This is a genomic window from Pedobacter sp. WC2423, from assembly GCF_040822065.1.
In the GTDB taxonomy this organism is placed as follows: Bacteria; Bacteroidota; Bacteroidia; order Sphingobacteriales; family Sphingobacteriaceae; genus Pedobacter.
On the sequence record NZ_CP162005.1, the window covers coordinates 2,334,307 to 2,359,321 of the forward strand.

Consider the following 25,015-nt stretch of genomic DNA (forward strand, 5'->3'; position numbering starts at 1 on the left):
GGTAAAAAATTACAATTTTTAAGGCTCAATTTAAATCCCAATCCCTCAATTATGCAGAAAAACCTTACTCTTCTTTTCTTATTCTTTGCGAGTGCTGCCTTCGCCCAGAAAAAACCATTAGACCATACGGTCTATGATTCATGGGAAAATACCGGCGTTAAACAGTTATCAGACAACGGGCAATGGGCTGCTTATTCCATCGTTAAACAAGAAGGCGATGCCAGCCTGTATCTGAACAACCTGACAAATACCACTAAAATACATATACCAAGAGGTGAAAGACTAATGTTTAGTGCAGACTCAAAGTTCGCTGCTTTTTTAATTAAACCTTTATTTGCGACTACACGCCAGGAAAAGATTAAAAAGAAAAAAGCGGATGAAATGACTAAAGATTCTTTAGGATTTGTCAACCTGAGTACTGCTGCCATCCTTAAAGTACCCAGAATAAAATCATTCAAAATACCTGCAAATGAAGGAAATTACCTGGCTTATCAGAAAGAAGCCCTTTTAGATACCACTAAGAAAGCTAAGTCTGCTGCTGAAGAAAAAGAAGACGACGCAAATGATTTCTTAGCGAAGGATGAAAAAAAAGATGCGGCTAATAAAGCTGGTTCTGACCTGGTTTTAAGAAACCTGTTAACCGGTACTGAAAGAACTTTTAAATATGTTACCGAATATGAATTCAGTAAAAACGGTAAACAACTGGTTTATAATTGCGTTGGATCCAAGAAAGATAAAACAGCAAAACCTGGTGTATTTTTATTGAATACTGAAAAAGGAACCATTAAAACACTGGTTAGTGCTAAAGGTAATTTCAAGGGCTTCATCTTCGATGAGGCGAGTGAGCAGGTAGCCTTTTTAGGTGAAACTTCTCCGGAGAAAAAAGAGATCAAAGATTACAGCATTTACTTTAATACGCTTACACTGGATACTGCGCAAGCTTTAGTAGATTATGAAATTGACGGTATGCCTGCTAAATGGTCTGTTAGCGGAGACGGAAAACTGGCTTTCAGTAAGGACGGAAATAAGCTGTTTTTTGGCATCGCTCCAATTAAAAAAGAAAAAGATACAACACTGGTAGATTTTGAACATGCTAAACTGGACATCTGGGGATATAAGGATGACTATCTGCAGCCTATTCAGCTGAAAAATGCAGATAAAGAGGCTAAGAGAAGTTATCTTTCGGTCATTGACATCTTTAGCAGCGACCCTAAAATAGTTCCTTTAACAGATGTTAAACTTACTGAGGCAAGTATCGTTAAAGAAGGTGATGCTAATTTTGCACTGGCTTCTATAGATTACGGAAACCGCTTACAAACACAATGGACAGGTACAACGCTCAAAGATTATTATCTTGTTGACACTAAAACGGGTACAAGAAAGAAAGTTATATCAGCTTTAGATGGTCAGGCCTCTGTTTCTCCAGGTGGAAATTATGTACTTTCCTACAATAATAAAACAGGAATATGGTCTGCTTATACCGTAGCTACAGCTAAAACTATCGCATTAAATACCAATACCACTGTAAAGTTTGCTGACGAAGATAACGACATGCCTGATGCTCCAAAAGTTTATGGTATTGCAGGATGGACTGAAGAAGATAAACAGCTATTAATTTACGATAAATATGATATCTGGAGTTTCACACCAGATGGAAAATCTGCACCAAAAAACATGACTAATGGATTTGGAAGACAAAGTGGTATTACTTTCCGTTATGAAAACCTAGATACTGCTGCACAATTCATCAGCAAAAAAGATGAGATGTGGTTGAGTGCTTATAATCATATCACTAAAGAAAAAGGATTCTATAAAACGAAAGCTGGTGATACTAAAAACCCGGAGCTCGTAGTGATGGCTAAATTTAAATACTCTCCATTAGTTAAAGCAAAATCAGCTGAACGCTTTATTTATGATAAAGCAAGCTATACGGCTTCACCTAATGTTTATGTATCTGTTGATTTAAAAACTGAAACTAAATTAAGCAATACTAATCCGCAGCAACAGAATTATAACTGGGGAACAGCAGAATTAGTAAAATGGACTACACCAAAGGGCTATAAAGCAGAAGGTATTTTGTATAAACCGGAGAATTTTGACCCGGCTAAAAAATATCCGGTGATCGCTTATTTCTATGAGAAACTAACAGACGGACTTTACAATTACCAGGCTCCTGCTCCTACTCCATCAAGATTGAATATTTCATTCTTTGTAAGCAATGGTTATTTGGTATTTGCACCAGATATTAGTTATGAAAAAGGATATCCGGGAAAATCTGCTGAAGAATATATCAATTCAGGTGTAGAAGCGTTGAAAAAGAACAGTTGGGTTGATGGAACAAAAATCGGTATCCAGGGTCAAAGCTGGGGTGGTTACCAGGTTGCACACTTAATTACAGCAACGAATATGTATGCAGCTGCATGGGCTGGTGCACCTGTAGTTAACATGACTTCCGCTTATGGTGGTATCCGCTGGGAATCTGGAATGAACAGACAATTTCAGTATGAGAAAACACAAAGCCGAATTGGTGCAACTTTATGGGAAAAACCAGAATTGTATATCGAAAACTCACCACTTTTCTCTTTGCCAAAGGTGACTACTCCTGTAGTCATCATGTCTAATGATGCAGACGGAGCCGTACCATGGTACCAGGGAATCGAGATGTTTACTGGTTTGAAAAGATTGGGTAAACCAGCCTGGTTATTAAATTACAACAATGAAGCGCATAATTTAGTACTTCGCCAAAACAGAAAAGATATTCAAATCCGCGAACAGCAGTTTTTTGATTATTACCTGAAAGGTGCCAAAGCACCGGTTTGGATGACTGGTGGAATACCTGCTACTGAAAAAGGTAAAACATGGGGCTTTGAGCTGACCGACGAGAAGCCTTAATCCATATTATTCGTTTTGATGATAAAAAAGGATCTGTATTCTGATGAATACAGATCCTTTTTTTTTACATTCATGGCTTCAAACTAAAATATGGCATTAAATTATCTATGGATTGCGTTTTTTCTTATTGCATTCGTTGTTGCACTGATCAGATTAATATTTTTCGGTGATACAGAAATATTCAAACTGATTGTGGATGGTACCTTCGAATCTGCAAAGGTTGGTGTCATGGATATTGCCCTGCCGCTGGTGGGTATTATGACCTTATGGCTGGGCATTATGAATATCGGTGAAAAAGCAGGGGCTATCAATTTTCTGTCCCGTATTATCGGCCCTTTCTTTAGCCGTATCTTTCCTGAAGTACCAAAAAACCATCCTGCTACCGGGCATATGGTGATGAACTTTTCTGCCAATTTACTGGGTCTGGATAATGCCGCTACTCCTTTTGGCTTAAAGGCGATGCAAAGTTTACAGGAAATTAATCCTGATAAAGATACTGCCAGCAATGCGCAGATTATGTTTTTAGTGTTGCATACTTCAGGTCTTACCCTGATTCCACTCAGTATTATGGCTCAGAGAGCGATTCTGGGTGCAGCAGATCCGGCAGATATATTTATTCCTTGTATGATTGCAACCTATGTGGCCACTTTGGTGGGCCTGGTAGCTGTTGCTATTAAACAAAAGATTAACTTGTTCAATACCGTAGTCATTTCCTGGCTAGGTGGTATTACGGTATTTTTAGTTGGAATGATCTATTATTTCACAAACTACCTGACTAAGGAACAGATCGAGGTGGTTTCCAGGGTAGCTTCTAATTTTATCCTTTTCTCCATTATTATTGCTTTTATTCTGGGTGCTGTCCGTAAAAAGGTGAATGTATATGATGCCTTTATTGAGGGAGCCAAAAATGGTTTCACTACCTGTATTACGATTATTCCTTATTTGGTAGGAATGCTGGTTGCAATTGGTGTATTGCGAAATTCCGGGGTACTGGGTTATATTGTTGATGGTTTTACCTGGTGTTTTGTACACCTGGGAGTGAATACAGACTTTACGCCTGCCCTGCCAACAGCACTGATTAAACCACTGAGCGGAAGCGGTGCAAAAGCAATGATGGTAGATACGATGAAGACTTTTGGTCCTGATTCATTTGTAGGCCGTTTAGCTTGTGTTTTTAATGGCTCAGCGGATACTACTTTTTATATTGTAGCACTGTATTTTGGTTCAGTAGGTATTAAGCGTACACGTTATGCAATTCCTTTTGGTTTAATTGCAGATTTAGCCGGAATCATTGCAGCTGTGTTTGTAGCTTATTTATTTTTCCATTAACCTTTAAAATCAGGCCGATTTATGACTGTTGAGATAGTTGATGATTTTTTCCAGTACTCCTGGTTCCACACTTGTATATCTGGAGGAACGCCAGGTAGAGGAAGATTGATCAAGCCAGATGCAGAATGAATGATAACCTTCCACTATAACAGCATAGGTTTCGTGAAAATCATCTTGAATCTGCAGGCAAAAACCACTGACAGGTTTGCCTTGTACATCAAACTGGAAGTTGAGATAGTTACTTAACATGTTCATAATTGGTTAGTTAGTGAATGATAACAAATATGGTTATCAAATGTTTAACTAATTTTAAGCCGGCAACATTTTTCTGTTAAGTTCCTGTTTATTTTAAGCTTAAATTTAACCACAAAAAAACTTATGGATAAGAAACAAATCACCGCAGTTACCGAATTGGACCGTTCACATTACCTGACGAAAGTTTACGCAGGCGGACATTTTATTTATGCGGACGAGCCTGCCGATGTTGGCGGAACTGACGAAGGGATGAATCCTGGTGCACTGCTTTTAGCCAGTTTAGGGAGCTGTACTGCAATTACAATCAGAATGTATGCAGACCGGAAAGAAATGGCGCTGGATACCATTAAAATCCATTTGGCTATCTGTAATGAGCAGGACATGTCTGCTACAACCAGGATTACGCGCAAAATTGAATTTGGCGGGGACCTGTCTGAGGCAGAATTAACCAGGTTAATGCAAATCGCAGATAAATGCCCTATTCATAAAATGTTGAGCAATCCTATACAAATAGAAACAAGTTTGGCATAAATTTTTGAATAACCTGCTATTTTACTAAATTTATTAGCATATTTGTATATACCTATAGCTTAATAAATGTTGAAATACGCAGTAGTCGATATTGAAACTACCGGTGGTTTTGCCGCCGGTAATGGGATCACGGAAATTTCTATTCTGATTCATGATGGTTCAAAAGTTACAGATCGCTTTGAAACATTGATTAATCCTCAGCAGGATATACCGATCTATATACAAACCTTAACTGGTATCAGTGAGGAGATGGTTAGCAGTGCTCCCCTGTTTGAACAAGTAGCTCCTCAAATTTATGAACTTTTAAAGGATAAGATTTTTGTAGCACACAATGTAAACTTCGATTTTTCATTTGTAAGGCACCAGCTTGCACAGTCGGGATTTGTGTTGCAATCTAAAAAACTGTGTACGGTAAGAATGAGCAGAAAAATCATTCCCGGACTTTCTTCTTATAGTTTGGGTAAGCTCTGCGCTTGTCTTGGTATCCCACTAAATGACCGTCACCGTGCTGGTGGTGATGCTGCAGCCACTGCTTTATTGCTAAAGCTTCTATTGGACAAAGATACCGAGGGAGCTATTCCGCTTTCTTTAATCAAAAGTTCCAAAGAACAAGTATTGCCGCCTAATTTATCAAGAGATAGTATTGATGCTTTACCTGATCAGCCCGGAGTGTACTATTTCAAAGATCAAAAAGGAAAGATTATCTATGTGGGCAAAGCTATAAATATAAAGAAGAGAGTATGTTCTCATTTCTCCGGAAATAAGATTAACAGGCAAAGACAGGATTTCCTTAAGGAAATTCATGAGGTGGATTTCACGATTTGCGGCACGGAGTTAATGGCGCTGATTCTGGAAGCTTCAGAAATACAGAAACACTGGCCAGAAAAAAACAGGGCTTTAAAGCGTTTTGAACAGAAATATGCTTTATACGATTTCGAAGACCAGAAGGGGTATATCCGTTTAGGTATTGATAAATATAAGAAAAACAGCCATGCTTTATATACTTTTAACAGCTTGCTGTCTGGACAAAGTATGTTACGGGGAATGATCAACGAGCATAAGCTATGTGAAAAGTTATGTTTTATTCAGAAGAACAGACTGGCCTGTACTGCGCATGAAAAAGGGAATTGTAATGGCGCTTGCCTGGGAATAGAAGATCCGGCAGCGTATAATGCCAGAGTTGATGAGGCTATTACTCATTTAAAAGTAGCACTTCCCTCCTTTGCTTTAATAGATTCGGGTAGAAATAAGGAAGAAAAGAGCTGTTTATGGGTCGAAGAGGGTAAATTTTACGGGATGGGCTACATTTCTTTTCATAGTGACATCACTGATCTGGAAAATCTAAAATCTTGTATAGTTCCTTATACTTCAAATGATTATATATTAAATTTGATTCTTGCTCATGCAGAATCGCATCCTCAGCAAAGGATTGAGATCTCAAAATCTATACAATTCTAGAATTATTTTAAAATAGATTTGCGTTTAAAGTACTTTAATCTTACCTTTGTCGTCCCTAACAAGGGGAAATGCATCCATAGCTCAGCTGGATAGAGCAACGGTTTTCTAAACCGTAGGTCATAGGTTCGAATCCTATTGGGTGTACAGGAGATTTATCTCTTAATTAAAGGCGACGTTGCTCCAGACGTTGCCTTTTTTTGTATAAAAAGGTTTTTGATACAACAAATTAATCCTTACTAACTCCTTAAAAATCAATATGATTAAATAAGAATATAAACATTTTCGGGATCAAATCATAAACTTGTGGAGCAGGCTCTTTTTAAGCATAAATTTTGACAAGCTAAACAGAAAATCTTTGCTGTCACCGATGCTCTTATGCCTCTGGAAGTTGGGCTGAAAGCTTTCAATTTGCATGGTAATGACATAGGGGAAACAAGGCCGGGCTGTTCGTAAATAAATTCAAAATAGCTAAATCATAAAGCTATATCGTCCGGGTACTGCCTGAGTATTGCCTGAGTACTCGTTAGGGTAAGAGCAATGCTAAAGTAACGTGAGAGCATGGCAAGTCCAAGTCAAAACAACTAGTTGAAACAACATGGACTCGACATGCTTACAGCCCGTTCTCAACCTGGTGTCATCCCGACCATCACTCAGGCACAACCAAACCATAACTAGTTGAAGATTAATGAAATTATAATTTTCCATTTGACTAACCCATGGACAACTGCGGACAATTGCAGACAGCTGCGGACAATTGCGGACATTTTTTACGCATCAGGATAATCTTTAACGCTAATGGCTTACATTGGTGAAAAGATATTTATTATGGGAAGTTTAACGGGTAAATTTCAAAGGGAATTAACCATGGGAAATATAGCAAATGGTATTTCTATTGTGAGGAATCCTGAGTAGTGGTTTCTAAGCTAGATTAATCTCATATTTGACCAGGTAGTATATTCTATTTAAAAAATTAGATAAAGTTAGGAGCGTTAGTCTATAAAGAAAACATATAAATGTCGTACTGTATAACCTTAATACATGGAACATTTGCAAAAGATGCCCCATGGACATTAGAAAATTCAGCTTTTTGCAACCAACTAAGACTACATTTAGGGGATGATATTCTAATTAATGAATTTAACTGGTCAGGCAAAAACTCACATCAATCACGTATTTCTGCATCTTTAGCCTTGGCTGAAAAGTTAAAGCAGCAAACGATTGATCATCCAAACGATAGAAAGATAATTTTTGCTCATAGTCATGGTGGAAATATAGCTATGTATGCCCTCAGGGAGATTGATATTGCAAATGAGAAATTTGAACTGATAACTATGGCAACACCATTTCTCCATCCAAAAAAAGGAAAGTTAATCGATAACCTGGAGCCCTACCTAAAATTAATCCCCATAAGTGCCTTAGCCATACTTGGACTCTTTTGGATTCTCATCTTGATGATATTTATAGTAGTACTTTATCAGGACAAACACCTATATATTTATGTAGTAAGTTTAACCGGTATTTTCATCGTTTTAGGAAACTACTTATTTGTTCCATATTTTAAAAAGTACTTAAAACGGAAATTTGACTTGTTACCAGACATTATTGATAATTTAATTGAAAAGATTTCAGTTGAAAAGTTAAAAAATGATTTATCTATGCTAATAGTTATAGATCGCTGGGATGAAATTAAGTTATTTTTTGCTGGGTTATCCAGTATATGGAGGGTCATTCATGCACTGCATATTGCACTAGTCATTTTTGCACGCAATTCAAACAAACTATTTCTTCTATGCCTTTTTTTGAGTGCTATACTGTCAAAAATAAATTTCAATTTACCAGTTGACTGGCTTTTGTATTTTTGTGGAATACTCCTGTTCTTCTGGATGTTATTTCCAGGTATATCATTACTCTTTTCATTTTCACTTTATTTTTTCAGATCAAATATTTTTGTTTTGGGCCGGGAGTCCATATACGAGCAGCTATTTATACCTATCAAAATCTCTATAAAACCCGCTGACTTTAAAAAAAGTGATTTTATTCAATATAATTTGAAAAGGAGAAATTTATTGAAGCATAGCATATACGTTTATGAAGAAGTTATTTATGATATATGCAATTGGATAAAAGGGAATAAAAAAGAATCTGTCAAGCCTGACTAAACATTACTAGAAATTAACCGGTGTGGCCTGCCTTGCAACCAGTTTCCAATCGTTATCTTTTTTTACCCAGATATTAGTAAATCGTCTTTTAAGCTGCTTAGCTGATTTTTCGCCATCTGCCTTTTGAAACTCAGTTTCGGCCCCCATAACAACAGCAATATTACCATTAAATGTAATCCGTTCAATATTTCTGTCCACCTTAGAAAATACATGTCCTCCTTTGAGAATATTTAAAATTTGCTTTCTGGTAACTATTTTTCCATTTGCATTATTTACAACATATTCTTCCGTCCAGATATTTTTGAGTGCAATAGTATCATTTTTATCTAAAAATGCTGTCCAGGTTTTTTCCAGCTCACGAATTTTTAGATCATCTGATGCATGTTGCTGAGCTTGCGCCAAATTTATGGTGCTCATCAACAATACTGTAAATACAAAAGGAAGGATATATTTTTTCATAATTACTCAAACTTAAGCATATAACTATCCAATTTTTATGATCTGGATCATATGAACTTATGGAAATGATTAATCCGGTCAGTCTTTCATTTTTCAAATAAACTTTCCATTCAGGACAGGTAATTAATCTTCATATTAACCTGTCTGTTCCTTTGATTCTGGTGTAATACTGTAGAGGTTGTACTATACTAAAACCCAGTTACAAGTTCTATCGGGTTTGAGGTTAAACCAAAGACTTACAGATCCATCTGCTTTAGTCAATTTTACAACATTCACAATATGGAAAAACAATATTAAGGAACTATTAGCATAGGAAACAAACTAATAACAGATCAACTTTATTCTAAATAATAAAGTTGATCTGTTTATAAAAAGGGAAATTCTAAAAATGATACCCAATTTTTTCCAGCTTACGAATTCTTAGATCATCTGATGCCTGTTGTTGAGCTTGCAGCATCTTATCTGAGCCCTTTAATTTTCAGATACTTTAAAAGCTCAGCAGGCCTGTCCGTCTGAATTACATTTGCCCCATGAGCAATTACCCAGCCCCAATTTGCAGCTGCATTATCGGTTGCTGCTTCATCATCATGCCCGGCACATAATTCTGGCCATAAGGTATTCACCCAAACAGTTATCCCTTTTTCTTTCATAAGTTTAATTGCTTCCAGTACGGGCGAGTTTTCAGTATTATAAATCACTTCAAAAGCAACAGGATTAAATTCCTTAATATACGCTTTGGTGAAACTAACCGGTCCTTCTGTTTCAGCAGGCTTATGAATGTTATAATCAGAAGGCCAAACCATAGGCATATAAACAATACTGTCTACTAAGCTCCCTATTGACGAACGGAGTTCTTTAAAAGAACGGTTACCTTTGAAAATAGCCTGGTTAACAGTATTGGTCTCCTTTAATACTTTGTAGGTTTCGGGAATCATGTCCCAGGCCTTATCAATATTTACCAATACCGGCTTTCCTTTTACAGCCAGCATCATTTCTTTCAAAGAAGACATCTTATACCTTGTAGGCATACCAGCCCCATTCTTCAAATTAACCTTTCGGATAGAGTCCAGCAGCAAATCACAAACCTTTCCTTTTCCGGTAGTCGTTCTGTCAATAGATGAATCATGAATAACAACCAGCTGTTTATCTTTGGTCATCTGTACATCAATCTCTACAATATCAACTCCAGCTTTCATGGCATACTCCACTGCCTTAATTGAATTTTCAGGAGCATTACGCCAATCCCCTCTGTGTGCAACCACTAAAACACGTTGAGCTGAAGGGTGCCTGAACTGTTCCATAAGCTCTTCCGGCCGAATTGCTTTTTGCTGTCCGGAAGCAGAGAAAATTGTCAACACTGAGGTCAAAAGGCATAAAACCATGCCCAATTTTGATAATATTTTCATTTCTAAGTCTTATTTGTGCTGGTGAACTTCTTTTAAAAACCGCAATAAATCTTTTGGACGGTCTGTTTGAATAAAGTCGACATGTTTGTCCAGAAACCATTGGTAAATAGCAGGATTATCCAGAGCCTTGTCATCATTATGATGTGCATTATGGGCAGGCCATAATGAATTGACCCAAACATGATATCCAGCATTTCTCAGGACTTCAAAATCAATCAGATGATCTTCATTTTCGCCCACGGTAAATTCAAATCCAAATGGCTTATAATTCTTAGTGAACGCATTAATCTGTTTCATTCCCTCACCTTTTTGCAACCTGATGATTGGCATATAATAAATAGAGTCCAGAACGTTCCCTAAACTGGCCCTGGCTTGCTGATAGTTCTGATCGCCTTTAAATAATACCTGTTCAACCATATTTCTCGTTTTAACCATAGGGTATACCTTATGGATGTAGTCGAAGCCTTTATCCAGATTGAGCATGATTCTATCTTTAGCCAGGTCAAGTATCTGCTCCAGTGTTGGTACATGCATTTCTGTAGCTACACCCAAACCGTCCCTGAGATAAAATCCTTCCAGTTGCTGATAGGTATAATCTATTGGTTTACCTTTTCCGGTAGTTGTACGGTCTATAGTCTGGTCGTGCATTAAGACCAGTACGCTATCCTTTGTCATTGCCAAATCTATCTCAGCCATATCCACTCCCATTTCAATCGCTTTTCGTACAGCCAAAAGTGAATTCTCAGGTGCATTGCGCCAGTCTCCCCTGTGAGAAACTACGATTACAGGACTCTTTAAATGGGCTAACGTCTGTATTTGTACAGATTGACCAAAAGCGCTAAAGTTTATGAAGAAAAAACATAGCACTGTTAAATGTATAAAATCACTTTTTTTCATCTTGATTATCAATTAATTATATCCCTTATTCTGTTTAATTGCCGGATCTGTATTGGTCTGGCTTTGTGGTATAGGCTGTACCAGATTATCCGCTGTAACCTTAACTCCCTGATAACCTGGAGTACGCGCAAAATAACTGTTCATCACGTCTATGGCCTGGTCTGTTCTGATCAAATCGAACCAACGGCTCCCCTCACCGATTAATTCCAACTGTCTTTCCAGCGCAATTACAGTTCTTAAACTATTCTGATCTGTAGTTACAGTTTTATCCAGACCAGCCCTGTTTCTAACCTGATTAAGGTTATCGAGTGCATTAACTGAATTTCCTGTTTCGTTATAACATTCTGCCAGCATGAGCAATACGTCTGCATACCTCAGTACAACCACGTTGCTTCCTCCATCTTCAACTGTAGTAGAAGTTTGTACGAGTTTCCTCGTAAAAGGAACCCCGTCTTTAGTCATACCGAGATAAGCATCCCTCCTGCGGTCTTTAGAGGTAAAAGAATTATAGATTTCCCTGGTCGGCAAATTGTGTCCTTTAGCCCCTGCTACAGTACCAGAAGGGCTGAACAGCTGAAAGGCATTGCTTCCCTCTTTGTTCCCGTTCACACCAGAAGCAAACTGAACATCAAATATGATTTCTTCGTTATTTTTAAATGCAGGATCAAAAATCCGGGCAGGATCAGTTAGTAGTTTATAGCCAAGCGGGCCGACCTTAGTTAACTGGCCTATAGCTAAATCATACTTTTTTAAAGTGAGATAAACCTTACCCAGTAAAGCAAATGCTGCCCCTTGTGTCACCCTTCCATTTATTGACCTTGCCGCCGGCAACAACTGGGCAGCTTTAATCAGATCCTGCTCTATCTGACCATATACCTCAGTTTTAGGTGTACGCCCCTGACCAAAATAATCATTCACATTCGTTGTTTCTTTGATAACCAATGGTACATCGCCAAAAATCCTCACCAGGTTAAAATAAGTAAGCGCCCGGATATATAACATCTCGCCTTTTAGTTTATCTCTGTTAGCAGAAGCCATATCGATACCATCAATGCGGTTTAAAATCACATTGGTTTGCTGGATACCTTTATAGGCATCTTGCCAGGTCCCATCTACCAGACCGTTTAATGCGATTGCACTAAACATGTCCAGCTGGCCATAATTTCCATTATCATTAGCTGGTACTTCATCAAAAGTATTGTCTGATGGAATTTCTCCAAACACTAAATAATTAGATCCATATTGGCCTCCGTATTGAAGCATGGCATAGGCACCATTTACTCCCTCATTGAGCTGTGCTTCGTTTTTATAAAAGGCAGTAAGCACTTTATCTGTTTGTGGTGTCATATCCAGCTTGCTTTTAGAACAGCCGGCAATCAGGACAACAGTAAGCCCCAGAGAAACATAGAATAGTTTTACAAGTCTGTATGTCATGTTAATCATTGTCTTAAAAATTAAAATTTAAACCTAGAATATACGATTTGGCTACAGGGTAGTTTGCATTATCATAGCCTTGAGTTAATGGATCGGTAGAAGAGGCATCTACACTAAACCCCTTATAAGGAGTAAGCGTAAAAAGATTGTTTGCACTAAGATATACCTGCAATCCTGAAAGGCCGGCACTTTTAATCAATTTTGCCGGGAAACTATAGGCAAGCCTGATTGTACGCATACGGAGATAAGAAGCATTGTTAAAGTATATATCAGACGTTCTTGCTTCCTTTCTATCGTTAGAAAAATTACCCAGATTAGGCGTAGCATAATAACCACCAGGATTATTGACAGGATGAAAACGATGGTCAAAATAGTCTTGCGAAGCTACCGCAAAGCCTTCACCTGGTCCAAGAACAGTGGAGAGCGGCCTGCTATAGATTTTTTTACCCAATTCACCGTTGATTGCAAAACTCAGATCAAAATTTCTATAAATGAAAGTACTTGAAAAACCGAAAGTCATTTCTGGTGCTGCAGTACCAAATCCTGCTTTATCTTTTGTATCAATGACACCGTCGCCATTTAAATCTTCCAGAATATAGTCACCAACTACAGTTCCGGCCATATGAGGTGAACTGTTTAATTGTTCCTGATTTTTGTAAACTCCACCTATTTTATAACCATACATTTCGGCAATCGGCCCACCCACTCTGGTTCTGGCAAAATTATTTGAACCGGTAATAATCTCATCCTGCCCTTTACCCAAAGCCAAAACCTTGTTGTGATTGGTAGACATATTTAAAGAAGGTTTCCATTTCACCGCTCCAAGCATTATTGCTTTATTTAATCCCAGCTGAAGTTCAAAGCCCCAGTTCTTTATCTTTCCAATATTTTGAAGTGATTGTGTATAACCGGATTGTGCAGGCACAGGCACGTTTAAAAGCAGGTCATTTGTTTGAGATACATAATAATCTGCAGAAATATTCAGGTAATTATTGATCAGGTTCATATCCAGTCCCATGTTGATGGATTCAGCAACTTCCCACGATAAATCAGGATTAGGAGAAGTATTGATTCCATATCCCCCGGCCATCGCACCTCCAAAAACATAATTATCATTGGATAATAACGATTTTGAACCGTAGTTAGGGATCTGGTTGTTCCCGGTCTTGCCCCAGCCTGCACGAAGTTTCATGTAGCTCAGCCAGTTGTTATCTTTGTTAAAAAAGCTTTCTTCACTTAGCACCCAGCCTGCAGAGACAGCTGGAAAATAACTCCATTTAGAATTGTCACCAAACCTGGAAGAACCATCTCTACGAATAGATGCCGCCAGTAAGTACCGGTTATTATAGTTGTAATTAACCCTTGAAAAGTAAGAAATCAAAGTCCATTCATATTGATTTTCTTTCGCGGAAAAATTGGTTCCTCCCGATATATTCTTAATCTGATCATCAGGAAAATCAAATGCATCCACTGTATTTCCCTGAAATTTCTCATACTGATAAGATTGCCCGGCAATAGCATCAATAGTGTGCTTACCAATTGATTTGCTAAACGAAAGCACGTTTTCATTCAAATAATTTTTTGTTAAATTGATGATCCGCGTAGCCAGAGTTTTATCAGGAGCTGCCTGCCTGTATTTACCAACTCCCGAAGGATCAAACTGATTAAAATTATAAGTAGAAATGTTTGCACCTAGGGATGTTTTAAAAGTAAAGTTTTTCAAAAAATTAACAGCCAGATAAGAATTTCCAAAGAGATTAAATTCATCAGCTTTATTGTCTATCATTTGCATCATTGCTACAGGATTCTCACCCAGGGCACCATCAGTAGCAGTATTTGCTTTAATTTGTTCAGAGATATTTAAACCGCCAGACGAATTATAAGGAGAAAAAAAAGGATAACTGATCATAGCAATAGCAAGCGGATCTGTATTCCAATCTCCGTTATTATTAAACAGGTTACGTTTGCTATAAGAGGGATTTGCTGTTATTCCAAACTTAATATCCCTGGTTAATGCAGAGGTGATATTGATGTTGGAGGAATATCTTTCATAGTCTGACCCGATCACAATTCCTTTCTGCTTAAAGTAATTTCCTGTTACTGAATACTTGCTCCGCTGGTCTCCACCAGAAATATTAAGGGTATGGCTGGTTATTGGAGCCGCCCTGAATACCTCATCCAGCCAATTGGTATTGGTTAATCCTGGTTGTTTTTGCAAATAAGGCAGAATATAATCAGGGATGAGCTCCCGCTTTGATGCTCCATTTTTTAACCTGGTTTGCGTATCGTCAGTTTCTTTTCGATTGGCCGGATCTTTAGATACATAGCCTGTATTTCTGGATTCCAGCATGAATTGCGCCATGTCGTAAGCACCAACCAGCTTCACTTTATCAGCACGCTGCTGAATTCCATAATAAGAATCAAAACTGACAGAGGTTTTACCGTCTCTGCCTTGCCTGGTTTCTATCATAATCACGCCGTTAGCACCTCTTGATCCATAGATTGCTGTTGATGCCGCATCTTTTAATACTTCAATAGATTTAATTACATTAGGATCAATACTGTTCAATCCTGTTCCTTCGGATAGAGGAAAACCATCGACTACAATTAGTGGAGAAGTACCTGCAGTTAAAGTACCAGTACCGCGGATCTTAATCTGGCTCCCTCCTCCTGGAATTGCAGAATTTTCGACGATCTGAACGCCGGCGGCTTTACCTGCCATTGCCTGGGCAAAAGTCGAACCTGCATAAGCAGTGATATCCTCTGATTTTAATGAAGAAATTGAACCGGTAACGCTTGATTTTTTCTGGGTTCCATAGCCCACCACTACAACATCGTTTAAAGTATTTTCATTTTCTTCCATCTTGATGGACATTGCTGAAGCATACTTATCAAATTCCTGCGCTGTAGTTTTAAACCCGATATAAGAGAATGTCAGCATTCCAGCAGCATTCAGTGTCGTAATTTTAAAAGCGCCTTCCGAATCAGTTACAGCAGTTTGCGTGGTTCCTTTTTCCTTGACTGAAACACCAGGAACAGGTACTCCTGCTCCATCCGTTACGCGGCCTTTAATGATATTTTGCCCCTGTTTTTTCTGTATAACAACCACAGAAACACTTCGGTTCCCTACTTTGAAAGCTATAGAAAAAAGATGTTCTAAATATTTAAGGGCATCCCCCAATTCCAGATGGCTGATTTGCAGCTCATCGGCATAAAAGTCTTTGATAAGCTCTTCGGAATAGATAAATGAATAGCCGGATTGTTTGGACATTTCCTTAAAAATACTGGCAAGACTTGTCTTTTTACTGGATAGGATGGTTATTGTTTTTTTTTGAATTGGTACCTGGGAATAAGCTTTGCTGGTGATTACATTATTTAACACAAATGCATACAGCAACAGCCCAATAGTAAAATATTTTTTCATACTTTTGGTAATTGAAATCTTAATAATATTTGATATAAGCACTTCGCGGATGCGTATATTGAAAAATGGATTGAAGGGCACCACACTATGTGGTGCTTCTTCGTTTGTCAATAGATTATTTTATCTCATACTGTAGTTTATTTATCTTTTTAACACTTAAACCAAACGGGTACCCCATTTCTTCAAGCGACTGCAATGGAGTGCTGTAATAGAAAGTCCCGGTAATCTTCATTTTTTCATTGACCCCTTCCTTGCTGCTGATCTTTACTCCATAAATTAAGGATAGCTGTTTTAAAACCTCAGTCAGGCTTGCATTCTTAAAATCAAGCTTAACATTTTTTGCAGTCAGGTTCTCCTGATGATTAAGGTTTGGCAATTCTTTTTTGGTGTTATATGACCATTGATCTCCTGGTTTCAATATAGCCGTTTTTGAATCTTTATAACTGACCTGGACTTTTCCCTCAAAAAGAGAAACCTTAGCAGTTGAATAATCCGGAGACATGTCTACTTTAAAAAAAGTCCCCAGTACTTTAGTCTTAAAACCTCCTGAGGTTACGGTAAAAGATTTCCCATTATGCTTCACCTTAAATATCGCATTCCCTTCCAGGCTAACATCTCTGTTAAACCAGCCAAATTCAGCAGGGTATTTAAGTTTACTATGTTGTCCCAGGATAATCTCAGTACTATCCTGCAGGAGAATTGTTTTTGAAGATTCATAGGAAATAACTTCAAGATAGTTGCTGTGGGAGGTCATATTCAATGCAATAGCTGATCCGGCAACCATCAGAACTGTGGCTGCAGCAGCTACCCACCAGTGGTTGTTCTTTTTCGCTGGACGGACCATTTTAAGATCAATTTGCTCCCACATGCGCTCCTTTTGCCCGGAATCTAATTTTCCAGCTACAGGAAGCTCATCCCATAATTTCTCAAAATTGATATTTTCTATATTTTCTTTTTTCACTTTCATAACCTATTACGTTTGAACAAATCAAACCACCACCTTCATCTGAATTGATAAAGATTTCTTAATATTGAGTTAAACTTATCTTAATGAGACTAAAGGCTTTTAGTATATCCAGCCTGATGACGGAGGTAGCTCAGTGCCTGGCTGATCTGATTTTCAACGGCACTTTTGGAAATGGAAAGATGCTGGGCAATTTCCTGACAGGTAAGCCCTTCAAAGCGGTGAAGCATAAAAATCTCTCTTCTTCTTGCTGGCAGAGTTTCCAGCAATTCATATAGGTAGGCCTTTTGAATTTCTTTAAAATGATCATCTTCTGCAGCATCTTCTTCTGCGAGTAAATTGATATCTTCAATTCGCTGCTCCTGAGCTTTCAGGGTACGGTACCAGTTGGATACTTCTTGTTTCGCCGTTTTGAAAATAATAGCATCCAGATTAGACTGCTCATTTAGTTTTGCCCTGTTGTTCCAGACATGAATAAATACATTCTGGACTATATCTTCGGCAGCGTCACGATCGTTAGTAAACCGGTAGGCAAATTGATATATTTTATAATGATAAGATTCAAACATCTCTTTAAAAGCCTTGTGATCTCCAGCTTTTATCTTAGTCAAAAATATATTCATATGTGATCCCCATTGAGGTACTACAAAAATACAAAAACAGGGTTCTGGATATTACCGCGATACAAAGCTTAATCTTATGTTAACATATATCAGTTTTTTCTACAGACAGCTGTTGATTTGAGAATATCTATAAAGCTTATGCTAAAGCCAGGAATTGTCCATCACTTAGCATTATATCACTCAATCACCCATTCATGAATTCCAGAAGAGTTATCTTTAGGAAGACGGACTTCCAGTCTCAACGCTTTAGTTTTTACAGGTTTAAAACGAAGAACATTAAACTTATCCTTTTCAATAAGATAGCCAGTAACCGCTTCTACAGGAACCCACTTTCCTTCACTTAAATAAAGAAGCTGATAACTGTCAGGAATCCGGCATCCGCCCCATGGGCTATCATCAAACCAATAGACTTTTGAGGCTGAAACTTCATACTCCTGATCAAAATCGTATTGCAGAAACTCATTTGAACCCTTTTTGGGCCACCAATGCAAATAAGGGTAACTTTTATCTTTAGCATCTGCCGGTTCATATTGATCTTTTACAGCAGCCAGCAATTGTTTATGAGTTAATGATCCTGACACTTTACTTCTGGAGGCAATACTTGCAGCAGGCCTGGGTCTTGAAACAGACTCTTCATAGGGTACCCAAACGGTCATCTCACTAGCTCCCCGGTTTGCCCAGGCATAATAAGGTATTGCAGTAACTTTCTGATCGACTTTAATCAGCTCGTTACTATTGAGCTTTCTGTGCGTGCCTGAGCCTGGTACAGTTAATACTTCTATTCCATTCAGCAAATCAGGATTAAAGTGTGAAGTTACCTCCGCATTTTTAGCTATAATAATATCCTGGACTACACTGTCTTTATTATCCGGACCTTCCAGACAATAAACAACAGGCCCCCGCTGAAAAGCAAAGCGGCCTTTATCATCCTTTACTTTTTCATTTGCAAAAACTTTCCTGGTTTCCATCGGAACAGCAAACACTAACTGATCACCCTTTTTCCAGGTACGGTCAATAACTGCATAACCTTTAACTACCGTATATTTAAATGGCTTTCCATTTAAAGTAAGCATAACCGGTGAAGGCTTCGTCTCCATAAAACTGTACAATGTACCTGGAACAGCCTCATTACGTGCCCATCCGGGAATACGGATATGCAAAGTGAATGCTGCATTTTTTTCCGGATCTATTTTTATCGCCACTTTTCCATCCCATGGATAAGCGGTAACCTGTGCAATTTTCACTTGAGTAACAGGAAGTTTAATCTCACTCGTATTCCCCATAAAGAGGTTTACATATAAGTTATTTTCATTTTGGGCGTATACATAACCTGGTACAGAAGGTAAAAACCTGGTCATATTAGAAATGCAGCAGGCACAACTGAACCATCCACTACGCTCATGCTGATGCATAGAAGATAAAGGGTTAGGATAAAAAAAACGATCTCCTGAAAGAGAAACTCCCGATAGTAAACCATTATATAAGGTGCGTTCCAAAACATCGATATATTTAGAATCTCCGTGTAACTGAAACATCCTGCTGTTCCAGTAAATATTGGCAATTGCTGCACAGGTCTCTGCATAAGCAGACATATTGGGCAAATGATAAGCTTCACCAAATGCCTCACCCTCCCCCATTGAACCAATTCCTCCGGTGATATAAAGTTTTTTATTCACGACATCCTCCCAGATATCATCAATGGCTTTCAGGTACCTTTTATCTCCCGTAATTGCGGCCACATCAGCCATACCCGTATACATATAGGCCGCTCTTACAGCATGCCCAACTGCCTCGTGCTGGTCAACGACCTTCGCCTGGGCCTGGTTATAAGCATTGCCTTTAGGCCCACGTTCATCCAGAAAAAATTTGGCCAGGTTAAGGTATTGCTCATTACCAGTGATCCTGTATAATCTAACCAGCCCTATTTCTACCACCTGGTGTCCCGGATACCGCTCTGTTTTACCGTAGCCAAAATCTCTGACCAGCAGGTCTGCATTCTTCAGGGCTATATTTAATAAAGTTTTCTTTCCTGTAGCCTGATAATGGGCAGCAGCAGATTCAAATAAGTGCCCGGAGTTATAGAGCTCATGGCTAAGTTCTTCTTCTTTTTCCCAGCGTTTACTGCCAATCCATTCATGAGGCTTAGCTGCATTGACTGTACGAAAAGTATAGAGATAACCGTCTTTTTCCTGAGCAGCACCAATAATACTGATCAGTGTATCTACATATTTCTCCATCACCGGATCGGCTTTCATTTGTATCGCATAAGATGCACCTTCTATCACTTTATAGATATCCGTATCATCAAATGGAAAGACAGTTAATTTGTCTCCTGGAATAGTTTTGGAAGCTCTTAAAAAATTATCTATTCTTCCATCCATTTTACATTGCTGCAGGGTATGAGGAATAGTTACTTTGGCATTGATCTCCATTTTTGGGGCCCAGAACTGATCATTTACATGCACCTGAGTGAAAGCCACCGGCTGAATCGGATAATCCTTTTTCTGTGCATAAACAGTCCCTGAGAAAAGGCACAACAGCGTTAAGATATTGTTTAATTTCATCATTTTTCAATTACAAGCGGCCATTCATTCAACCAGTTTAATTTTTCAATTCTGAGTTTTGGCACTCCTTTATCTTTCGCATCATAGCCATGAAAGATGAGATAATCTATCCCATCAAAAGAGCAGACTGCATTATGACCAACTCCATACCAGCCAGCGTCTCCTTCCAATACCAATGTCCCTCCTCCTTGAGTCATTGCGATACCATTCCGATCCAAATAAGGGCCTTTAATTGACCTGGAACGTCCAACAATCATTTTATAAGTACTTTTTTCACCTTTACAGCAATAGTCTATGGAAGCAAATAAATAATAATACCCGCTTTTTTTGAAAAGGAAAGGCGCCTCAATAGCATTGCCGCCAGCATCAACAGGGTTTCCATCTACAGCAGGAGGATTCGGTGCTCCAGGAACTTTTTTTCTGCTGGCAATAGTAGGTATGTCATCAGCCTGTGCCGAAATATGCAGCAGGTCTTTACTAAGCTGAGCTAGTTTAATACCGTCCCAAAATGAGCCAAATACCATCCATGGAATACCCTTTTCATCACTGATTACATTAGGGTCAATTGCATTCCAATTTGTTTTCCCTGGAAAAGACTGAATTACTTTCCCATGGTCTGTCCACTTAAAATCAGGAGAATCCGGGTCCAGTGTTGCATTAGTTGCTACTCCTATAGCTGAAGTGTTTTTACCAAAAGCAGATACAGAATAGTACAAGTAATATTTTCCTTCGTGAAAATAGATATCTGGTGCCCAGATATGGCCTTTAAATTCCGGTATAGCTTTAACTGCCCATTCAGGTGCTTTACTAAAAACAGGCTGTTCTTTTTTCCAGCTTTTCCTATCAGCTGAACTCCAGACATTAATGCCCCAGCCAGTACTGAACAGGTAATACCGGTTATTCTGCCTGATCATTACAGGATCGTGGACGGATATAGCTGTTTGATATTCCTGAGCATTTAAGCGGAATACCCCTAAAAAAAACAAGATTAAAATCAAATATTTTTTCATTCCTGTTTATTTCAAAGGAACCCTTAAAACACTAAACGAGTAAGGCCGCAACTCTAACAAGGTCTGGTTATTCTTAATCGTTATTTCTTTTTCTTTTGGGCTCACATTTACAGCATTGGCAAAAGTATTTACAGCGCTTAAGTTTTCATTTTGCAGCTGGGTAAGTTTCCCGCCGGAAGCCATTTTTTTACTTCCATTGATTACAATGTTTCTTGATTTTGCTGATGAAGAAGCATTAATTACCTTAATAACGACTTCATTAGTTTTTTGGTCCAGTACTGCTGAAGCATAAATCCCATCCTCGCCTGCAATTACTTTCTGATCACTCAGAATATCGATGACATCAGTTCCCTTGTTTAAGGAATATAACTTCTGTACATAGTAATTTGGGGTACCATATATAGCTAAATTATCTACCCAAATCATATCAGGCGTCCATTGCCAGCCATCGGCATGTGCAAATAAAGGTGCGTAAGAAGCCATATGTACCACCGCTGCGTTTCTTTCCAAACCGGTCATAAATGCGGCTTCGGCAATGGCACATTCCCAATTATTTTTGTTGGTTGGTTTAGCAATTCCATCACTTTGCGCAGCATACTCACCTGCAAAGACTTTCGATCCATTTCTATCGTAATTGTCATATCGCTTGGCATTGGCTAAAAACCATTGAGGTGAGCGGTAATAATGTTCATCAATGATGTCTGCTTTCATTTTCCTTAAGGAAGTATTGAGCAGATCAAAACGTGCTCCGTCAGGATCAGTTCCAGAACTATTGATCAGCTTAATCTCCGGATATTTACTTTTAACGGCTTTAGTGAACAACTCTAGGCGCTCTAAATACTGCGGGCCCCAATTTTCATTACCAATTCCGAGCATTTTTAAATGAAAAGGTGCTGGATGCCCCATTTCTGCTCTGACTTTGCCCCATGGTGTGTTCACATCTCCGTTAGCAAATTCAATCAGGTCTAATGCATCCTGAATATAAGGATCAAGTTCATCTAATGGCACCAGTTCAGCTGTATTAAACTGGCAGGACATCCCACAGTTCAGAATAGGCAGCGGTTCTGCACCAATATCTTCAGAAAGCTGAAAGTATTCATAAAATCCGAGTCCGAAGGTCTGGTAATAATCAGGCGCAGGCCGATGTGCAAATTCTGAATTCCAGCGGTTGACAATCAGCTTCCTGTTTTCAACAGGGCCTATTGTTTTTTTCCACTGATAGCGGGTAGACAGGTCATGTCCTTCTACTATGCATCCGCCTGGAAAACGGATAAAGCCAGGTTTCATATCTGCCAGGATCTGCACCATATCTCCACGCAGGCCGCCTTTTCTGTTCTTCCAGGTATCCCCCGGAAATAAAGAGATCTGATCGAGGTCTATCTGGCCAGCTCCTTCAAACCAAAGGTTGAATTTTGCTTTATTGACAGTCTGGTTTGCAGTAAAAGTTACAGCTTGTTTTTTCCATTGACCATTACTTGTTTCCGGAACAAGAACAGCACTTCCCAGTACTTTCCCCGTACTGTCAATCAGTTCAGCATGTAGTTTTACTGCTGGAGAAGATTGCCTGTAAAACACTGAAAAATCATAGGAAAGCCCTTTTTTAACACCTATTCCTTTGAATCCTTCATTCGTAATATTTAAATCAGTCTTATTTTTTCCTCTGGAAATAACCCTGAGGTAACGCGGATTATCAGCATCTTTTTCACCTTTATTCAATACAAGCAGGTCACCTTCCTGAATTTTACTTCCCTGGATAGTCCAGCCCATTAATGGCTTGTAAAATTCGAAAGAACGGTTTTTAATCAACTCTGCATAAATACCTCCGTCTGCGCCCATATTGATGTCCTCAAAAAACACCCCCCACATTTCGGGCTGTACTTTAGCGGTGATCTTATCTGGGTTAACAGCAATCGTTGTATTTTTCTGTGCCATCACATTCAGTAAACTGAACGTGGCAATTGCGGTAAAAAAGCATCTTTTTAGCATTTTATTTTTCTCCTTTTAATCGTTCTGTAGTCATTTGTATCCGTTATTTAAAATGCCTTTGAAAATCCATTCGTCTCATTTTTTTCATCAGCCCGTTATTCTAATTCCAGTACGACAATAGAGAATGGCGGAACTTTTACTGTTAATTTACCTGCTTTCAGATTTGCACCTTTAAATTCAGCCGGTTTTACAAAATCTGGTTTTTCAAAAGTATTATGGTCATCTGCTTTGGCCGAAGTTAAAATTCTGCCGCGGACAGTTTTATATTCTGCACCACTCAAAATAATCTCTATGGATTCACTTTTATTCCTGTCGATATTAACTGCCGAAATATGCGTCAAGCCTTTTGCATCTTTAGAAGCAGATACCGATACAGCTGGTAATTTTTCATTGCCTACCACATAATCATCACTTTTCACTACTACCGGAAGTAAGGTCGCATCCTGATGGACTTTATACATTTCCATCACATGATAAGTTGGAGAGAGGAGCATTTTTTCCTTATTAGTCAAAATAACAGCCTGAAGTACATTGACGCATTGTGCAAGATTCGCAATCTTAACCCGGTCATTATGGTTGTTAAAAATATTAAGGGTAGTTCCTGCAATCATCGCATCACGCATCGTATTCTGCTGATATAAAAATCCGGGATTTGTGCCAGTTTCTACGTCAAACCATCCACCCCATTCATCTACTACCAGAGCTATTTTTTTCTTCGGATCATACTTATCCATAATGGCAGCATGTTTGGTAATGAGTTCATCCATACGCAATGCTGTTTTCATCGTTTCGAAATATTGCTGTTCAGTAAAACCAACAGCAGGGCCTTTTTTATCCCAGCTTGGAAAAGAGTAATGGTGTAAAGCAATACCATCCATCATTTGCAGCGGAATACCTTTCATTAAGGTTTCTGTCCAGTGGTAGTCATCCACGTTAGCTCCGGATGCAATTTTAAACAGGTTTCTACCCTCCATAAATGTAGCATATCTGCGGTATTCTCCAACATAATATTCCGGGGTCATATTTCCTCCGCATCCCCATGCTTCATTTCCTACGCCCCAGAATTTCACATTCCATGGTTTTTCCTGACCGTTTTTCACCCTGAGGTCAGACATTGGACTTTTACCTTCAAAATTAACATACTGTACCCAATCTGAAAGCTCTTGTACTGTGCCACTACCTGTATTTCCGGCAAGATAAGGTTCTGTACCCAGTAGTTTACACATATTCAGAAAGTCATGGGTACCAAAACTATTATCTTCGGTTACCCCACCCCACATCGTATTTACAATGGATGGCCGCTGACCTTTCGGCCCTACTCCATCTTTCCAATGGTACCGGTCTGCAAAACAACCGCCCGGCCATCTTAAGTTTGGAATATTCAGGTTTTTTAAGGCTGCAATAATATCATTTCTTACGCCTTGGGTATTGGGTATAGCAGAGTTTTCTCCTACATAAAATCCATCGTAAATACAGCGGCCCAGATGTTCTGCAAAGTGCCCGTAAATATGTTTACTAATCTGTCCGGAGGGTTTATCTGCGCTTAAAGTTACCGTAGTTTGTTGTGCGGTCAGCAATTGGCTATTGCCCAACATAAGCAGGGATATACCTAGTGTTTTGATTA

The 25,015-nt window shown here is 38.7% G+C and carries 17 protein-coding genes and 1 tRNA gene; 6 read left to right on the top strand and 12 right to left on the bottom strand.

What is annotated here, in order from left to right; all coding sequences use genetic code 11:
* Positions 1-51 precede the first annotated feature (51 nt).
* Together AB3G38_RS09435 and AB3G38_RS09440 are read left to right on the top strand one after the other, a co-directional pair.
* Positions 52-2,892, top strand: a complete 2,841-nt coding sequence (locus AB3G38_RS09435; RefSeq protein ID WP_367868238.1) for an alpha/beta hydrolase family protein — start codon at positions 52-54, stop codon at positions 2,890-2,892.
* 90 nt (positions 2,893-2,982) lie between these two features.
* Positions 2,983-4,221, top strand: coding sequence for a nucleoside recognition domain-containing protein (locus AB3G38_RS09440; RefSeq protein ID WP_068396322.1), 1,239 nt, complete (start codon positions 2,983-2,985; stop codon positions 4,219-4,221).
* Positions 4,222-4,230: 9 nt separating this feature from the next.
* On the opposite strand, the gene AB3G38_RS09445 is transcribed toward AB3G38_RS09440, so the two are convergent.
* A complete protein-coding gene (locus tag AB3G38_RS09445; protein ID WP_367868239.1) occupies positions 4,231-4,476 on the bottom strand; it encodes a hypothetical protein in 246 nt (81 codons plus the stop codon).
* 123 nt (positions 4,477-4,599) lie between these two features.
* Between AB3G38_RS09445 and AB3G38_RS09450 the strand changes: the two genes are divergently transcribed.
* The 4 genes from AB3G38_RS09450 to AB3G38_RS09465 all read left to right on the top strand — a co-directional run bounded on the left by AB3G38_RS09450 (position 4,600) and on the right by AB3G38_RS09465 (position 8,624).
* Positions 4,600-5,007, top strand: coding sequence for an OsmC family protein (locus AB3G38_RS09450; protein ID WP_367868240.1), 408 nt, complete (start codon positions 4,600-4,602; stop codon positions 5,005-5,007).
* A gap of 66 nt (positions 5,008-5,073) precedes the next feature.
* Complete coding sequence (locus AB3G38_RS09455) at positions 5,074-6,465, top strand: exonuclease domain-containing protein (protein WP_367868241.1); 1,392 nt, start codon at positions 5,074-5,076, stop codon at positions 6,463-6,465.
* A 70-nt stretch (positions 6,466-6,535) separates the two neighbouring features.
* Positions 6,536-6,609: transfer RNA gene (locus tag AB3G38_RS09460), tRNA-Arg, on the top strand.
* 869 nt (positions 6,610-7,478) lie between these two features.
* The gene (locus AB3G38_RS09465; RefSeq protein WP_367868242.1) at positions 7,479-8,624 is read left to right on the top strand and encodes a hypothetical protein; all 1,146 of its coding nucleotides are present in this window, start codon (positions 7,479-7,481) and stop codon (positions 8,622-8,624) included.
* 6 nt (positions 8,625-8,630) lie between these two features.
* Here AB3G38_RS09465 and AB3G38_RS09470 read toward each other — a convergent pair whose 3' ends face one another.
* The 11 genes from AB3G38_RS09470 to AB3G38_RS09520 all read right to left on the bottom strand — a co-directional run bounded on the left by AB3G38_RS09470 (position 8,631) and on the right by AB3G38_RS09520 (position 24,986).
* Positions 8,631-9,083, bottom strand: a complete 453-nt coding sequence (locus AB3G38_RS09470) for a nuclear transport factor 2 family protein (RefSeq protein ID WP_367868243.1) — start codon at positions 9,081-9,083, stop codon at positions 8,631-8,633.
* Between the two features lie 458 nt (positions 9,084-9,541).
* Complete coding sequence (locus AB3G38_RS09475) at positions 9,542-10,489, bottom strand: glycerophosphodiester phosphodiesterase family protein (protein WP_367868244.1); 948 nt, start codon at positions 10,487-10,489, stop codon at positions 9,542-9,544.
* A gap of 9 nt (positions 10,490-10,498) precedes the next feature.
* A complete protein-coding gene (locus AB3G38_RS09480) occupies positions 10,499-11,386 on the bottom strand; it encodes a glycerophosphodiester phosphodiesterase family protein (protein WP_367868245.1) in 888 nt (295 codons plus the stop codon).
* A 12-nt stretch (positions 11,387-11,398) separates the two neighbouring features.
* Entirely contained in the window at positions 11,399-12,820 is a 1,422-nt protein-coding gene (locus AB3G38_RS09485) for a RagB/SusD family nutrient uptake outer membrane protein (RefSeq protein ID WP_367868246.1), read from the bottom strand.
* A 13-nt stretch (positions 12,821-12,833) separates the two neighbouring features.
* Complete coding sequence (locus tag AB3G38_RS09490) at positions 12,834-16,244, bottom strand: SusC/RagA family TonB-linked outer membrane protein (protein WP_367868247.1); 3,411 nt, start codon at positions 16,242-16,244, stop codon at positions 12,834-12,836.
* Positions 16,245-16,359: 115 nt separating this feature from the next.
* Entirely contained in the window at positions 16,360-17,211 is an 852-nt protein-coding gene (locus AB3G38_RS09495; RefSeq protein WP_367868248.1) for a FecR family protein, read from the bottom strand.
* 89 nt (positions 17,212-17,300) lie between these two features.
* Entirely contained in the window at positions 17,301-17,819 is a 519-nt protein-coding gene (locus AB3G38_RS09500) for an RNA polymerase sigma factor (RefSeq protein WP_367868249.1), read from the bottom strand.
* A 188-nt stretch (positions 17,820-18,007) separates the two neighbouring features.
* Positions 18,008-20,398, bottom strand: a complete 2,391-nt coding sequence (locus AB3G38_RS09505; protein WP_367868250.1) for a glycoside hydrolase family 127 protein — start codon at positions 20,396-20,398, stop codon at positions 18,008-18,010.
* Positions 20,395-21,405 carry an arabinan endo-1,5-alpha-L-arabinosidase gene (locus AB3G38_RS09510; protein ID WP_367868251.1) on the bottom strand — a complete coding sequence of 337 codons (1,011 nt, stop codon included), beginning with the start codon at positions 21,403-21,405 and terminating at the stop codon, positions 20,395-20,397. Before AB3G38_RS09510 ends, AB3G38_RS09505 begins: the two co-directional genes overlap by 4 nt.
* A 6-nt stretch (positions 21,406-21,411) precedes the next feature.
* Entirely contained in the window at positions 21,412-23,391 is a 1,980-nt protein-coding gene (locus tag AB3G38_RS09515; protein ID WP_367868252.1) for an alpha-L-arabinofuranosidase C-terminal domain-containing protein, read from the bottom strand.
* A gap of 95 nt (positions 23,392-23,486) precedes the next feature.
* Positions 23,487-24,986 (bottom strand): alpha-N-arabinofuranosidase, encoded by a 1,500-nt coding sequence (locus AB3G38_RS09520; protein ID WP_367868253.1) that lies wholly within the window; start codon positions 24,984-24,986, stop codon positions 23,487-23,489.
* Positions 24,987-25,015: the final 29 nt, after the last annotated feature.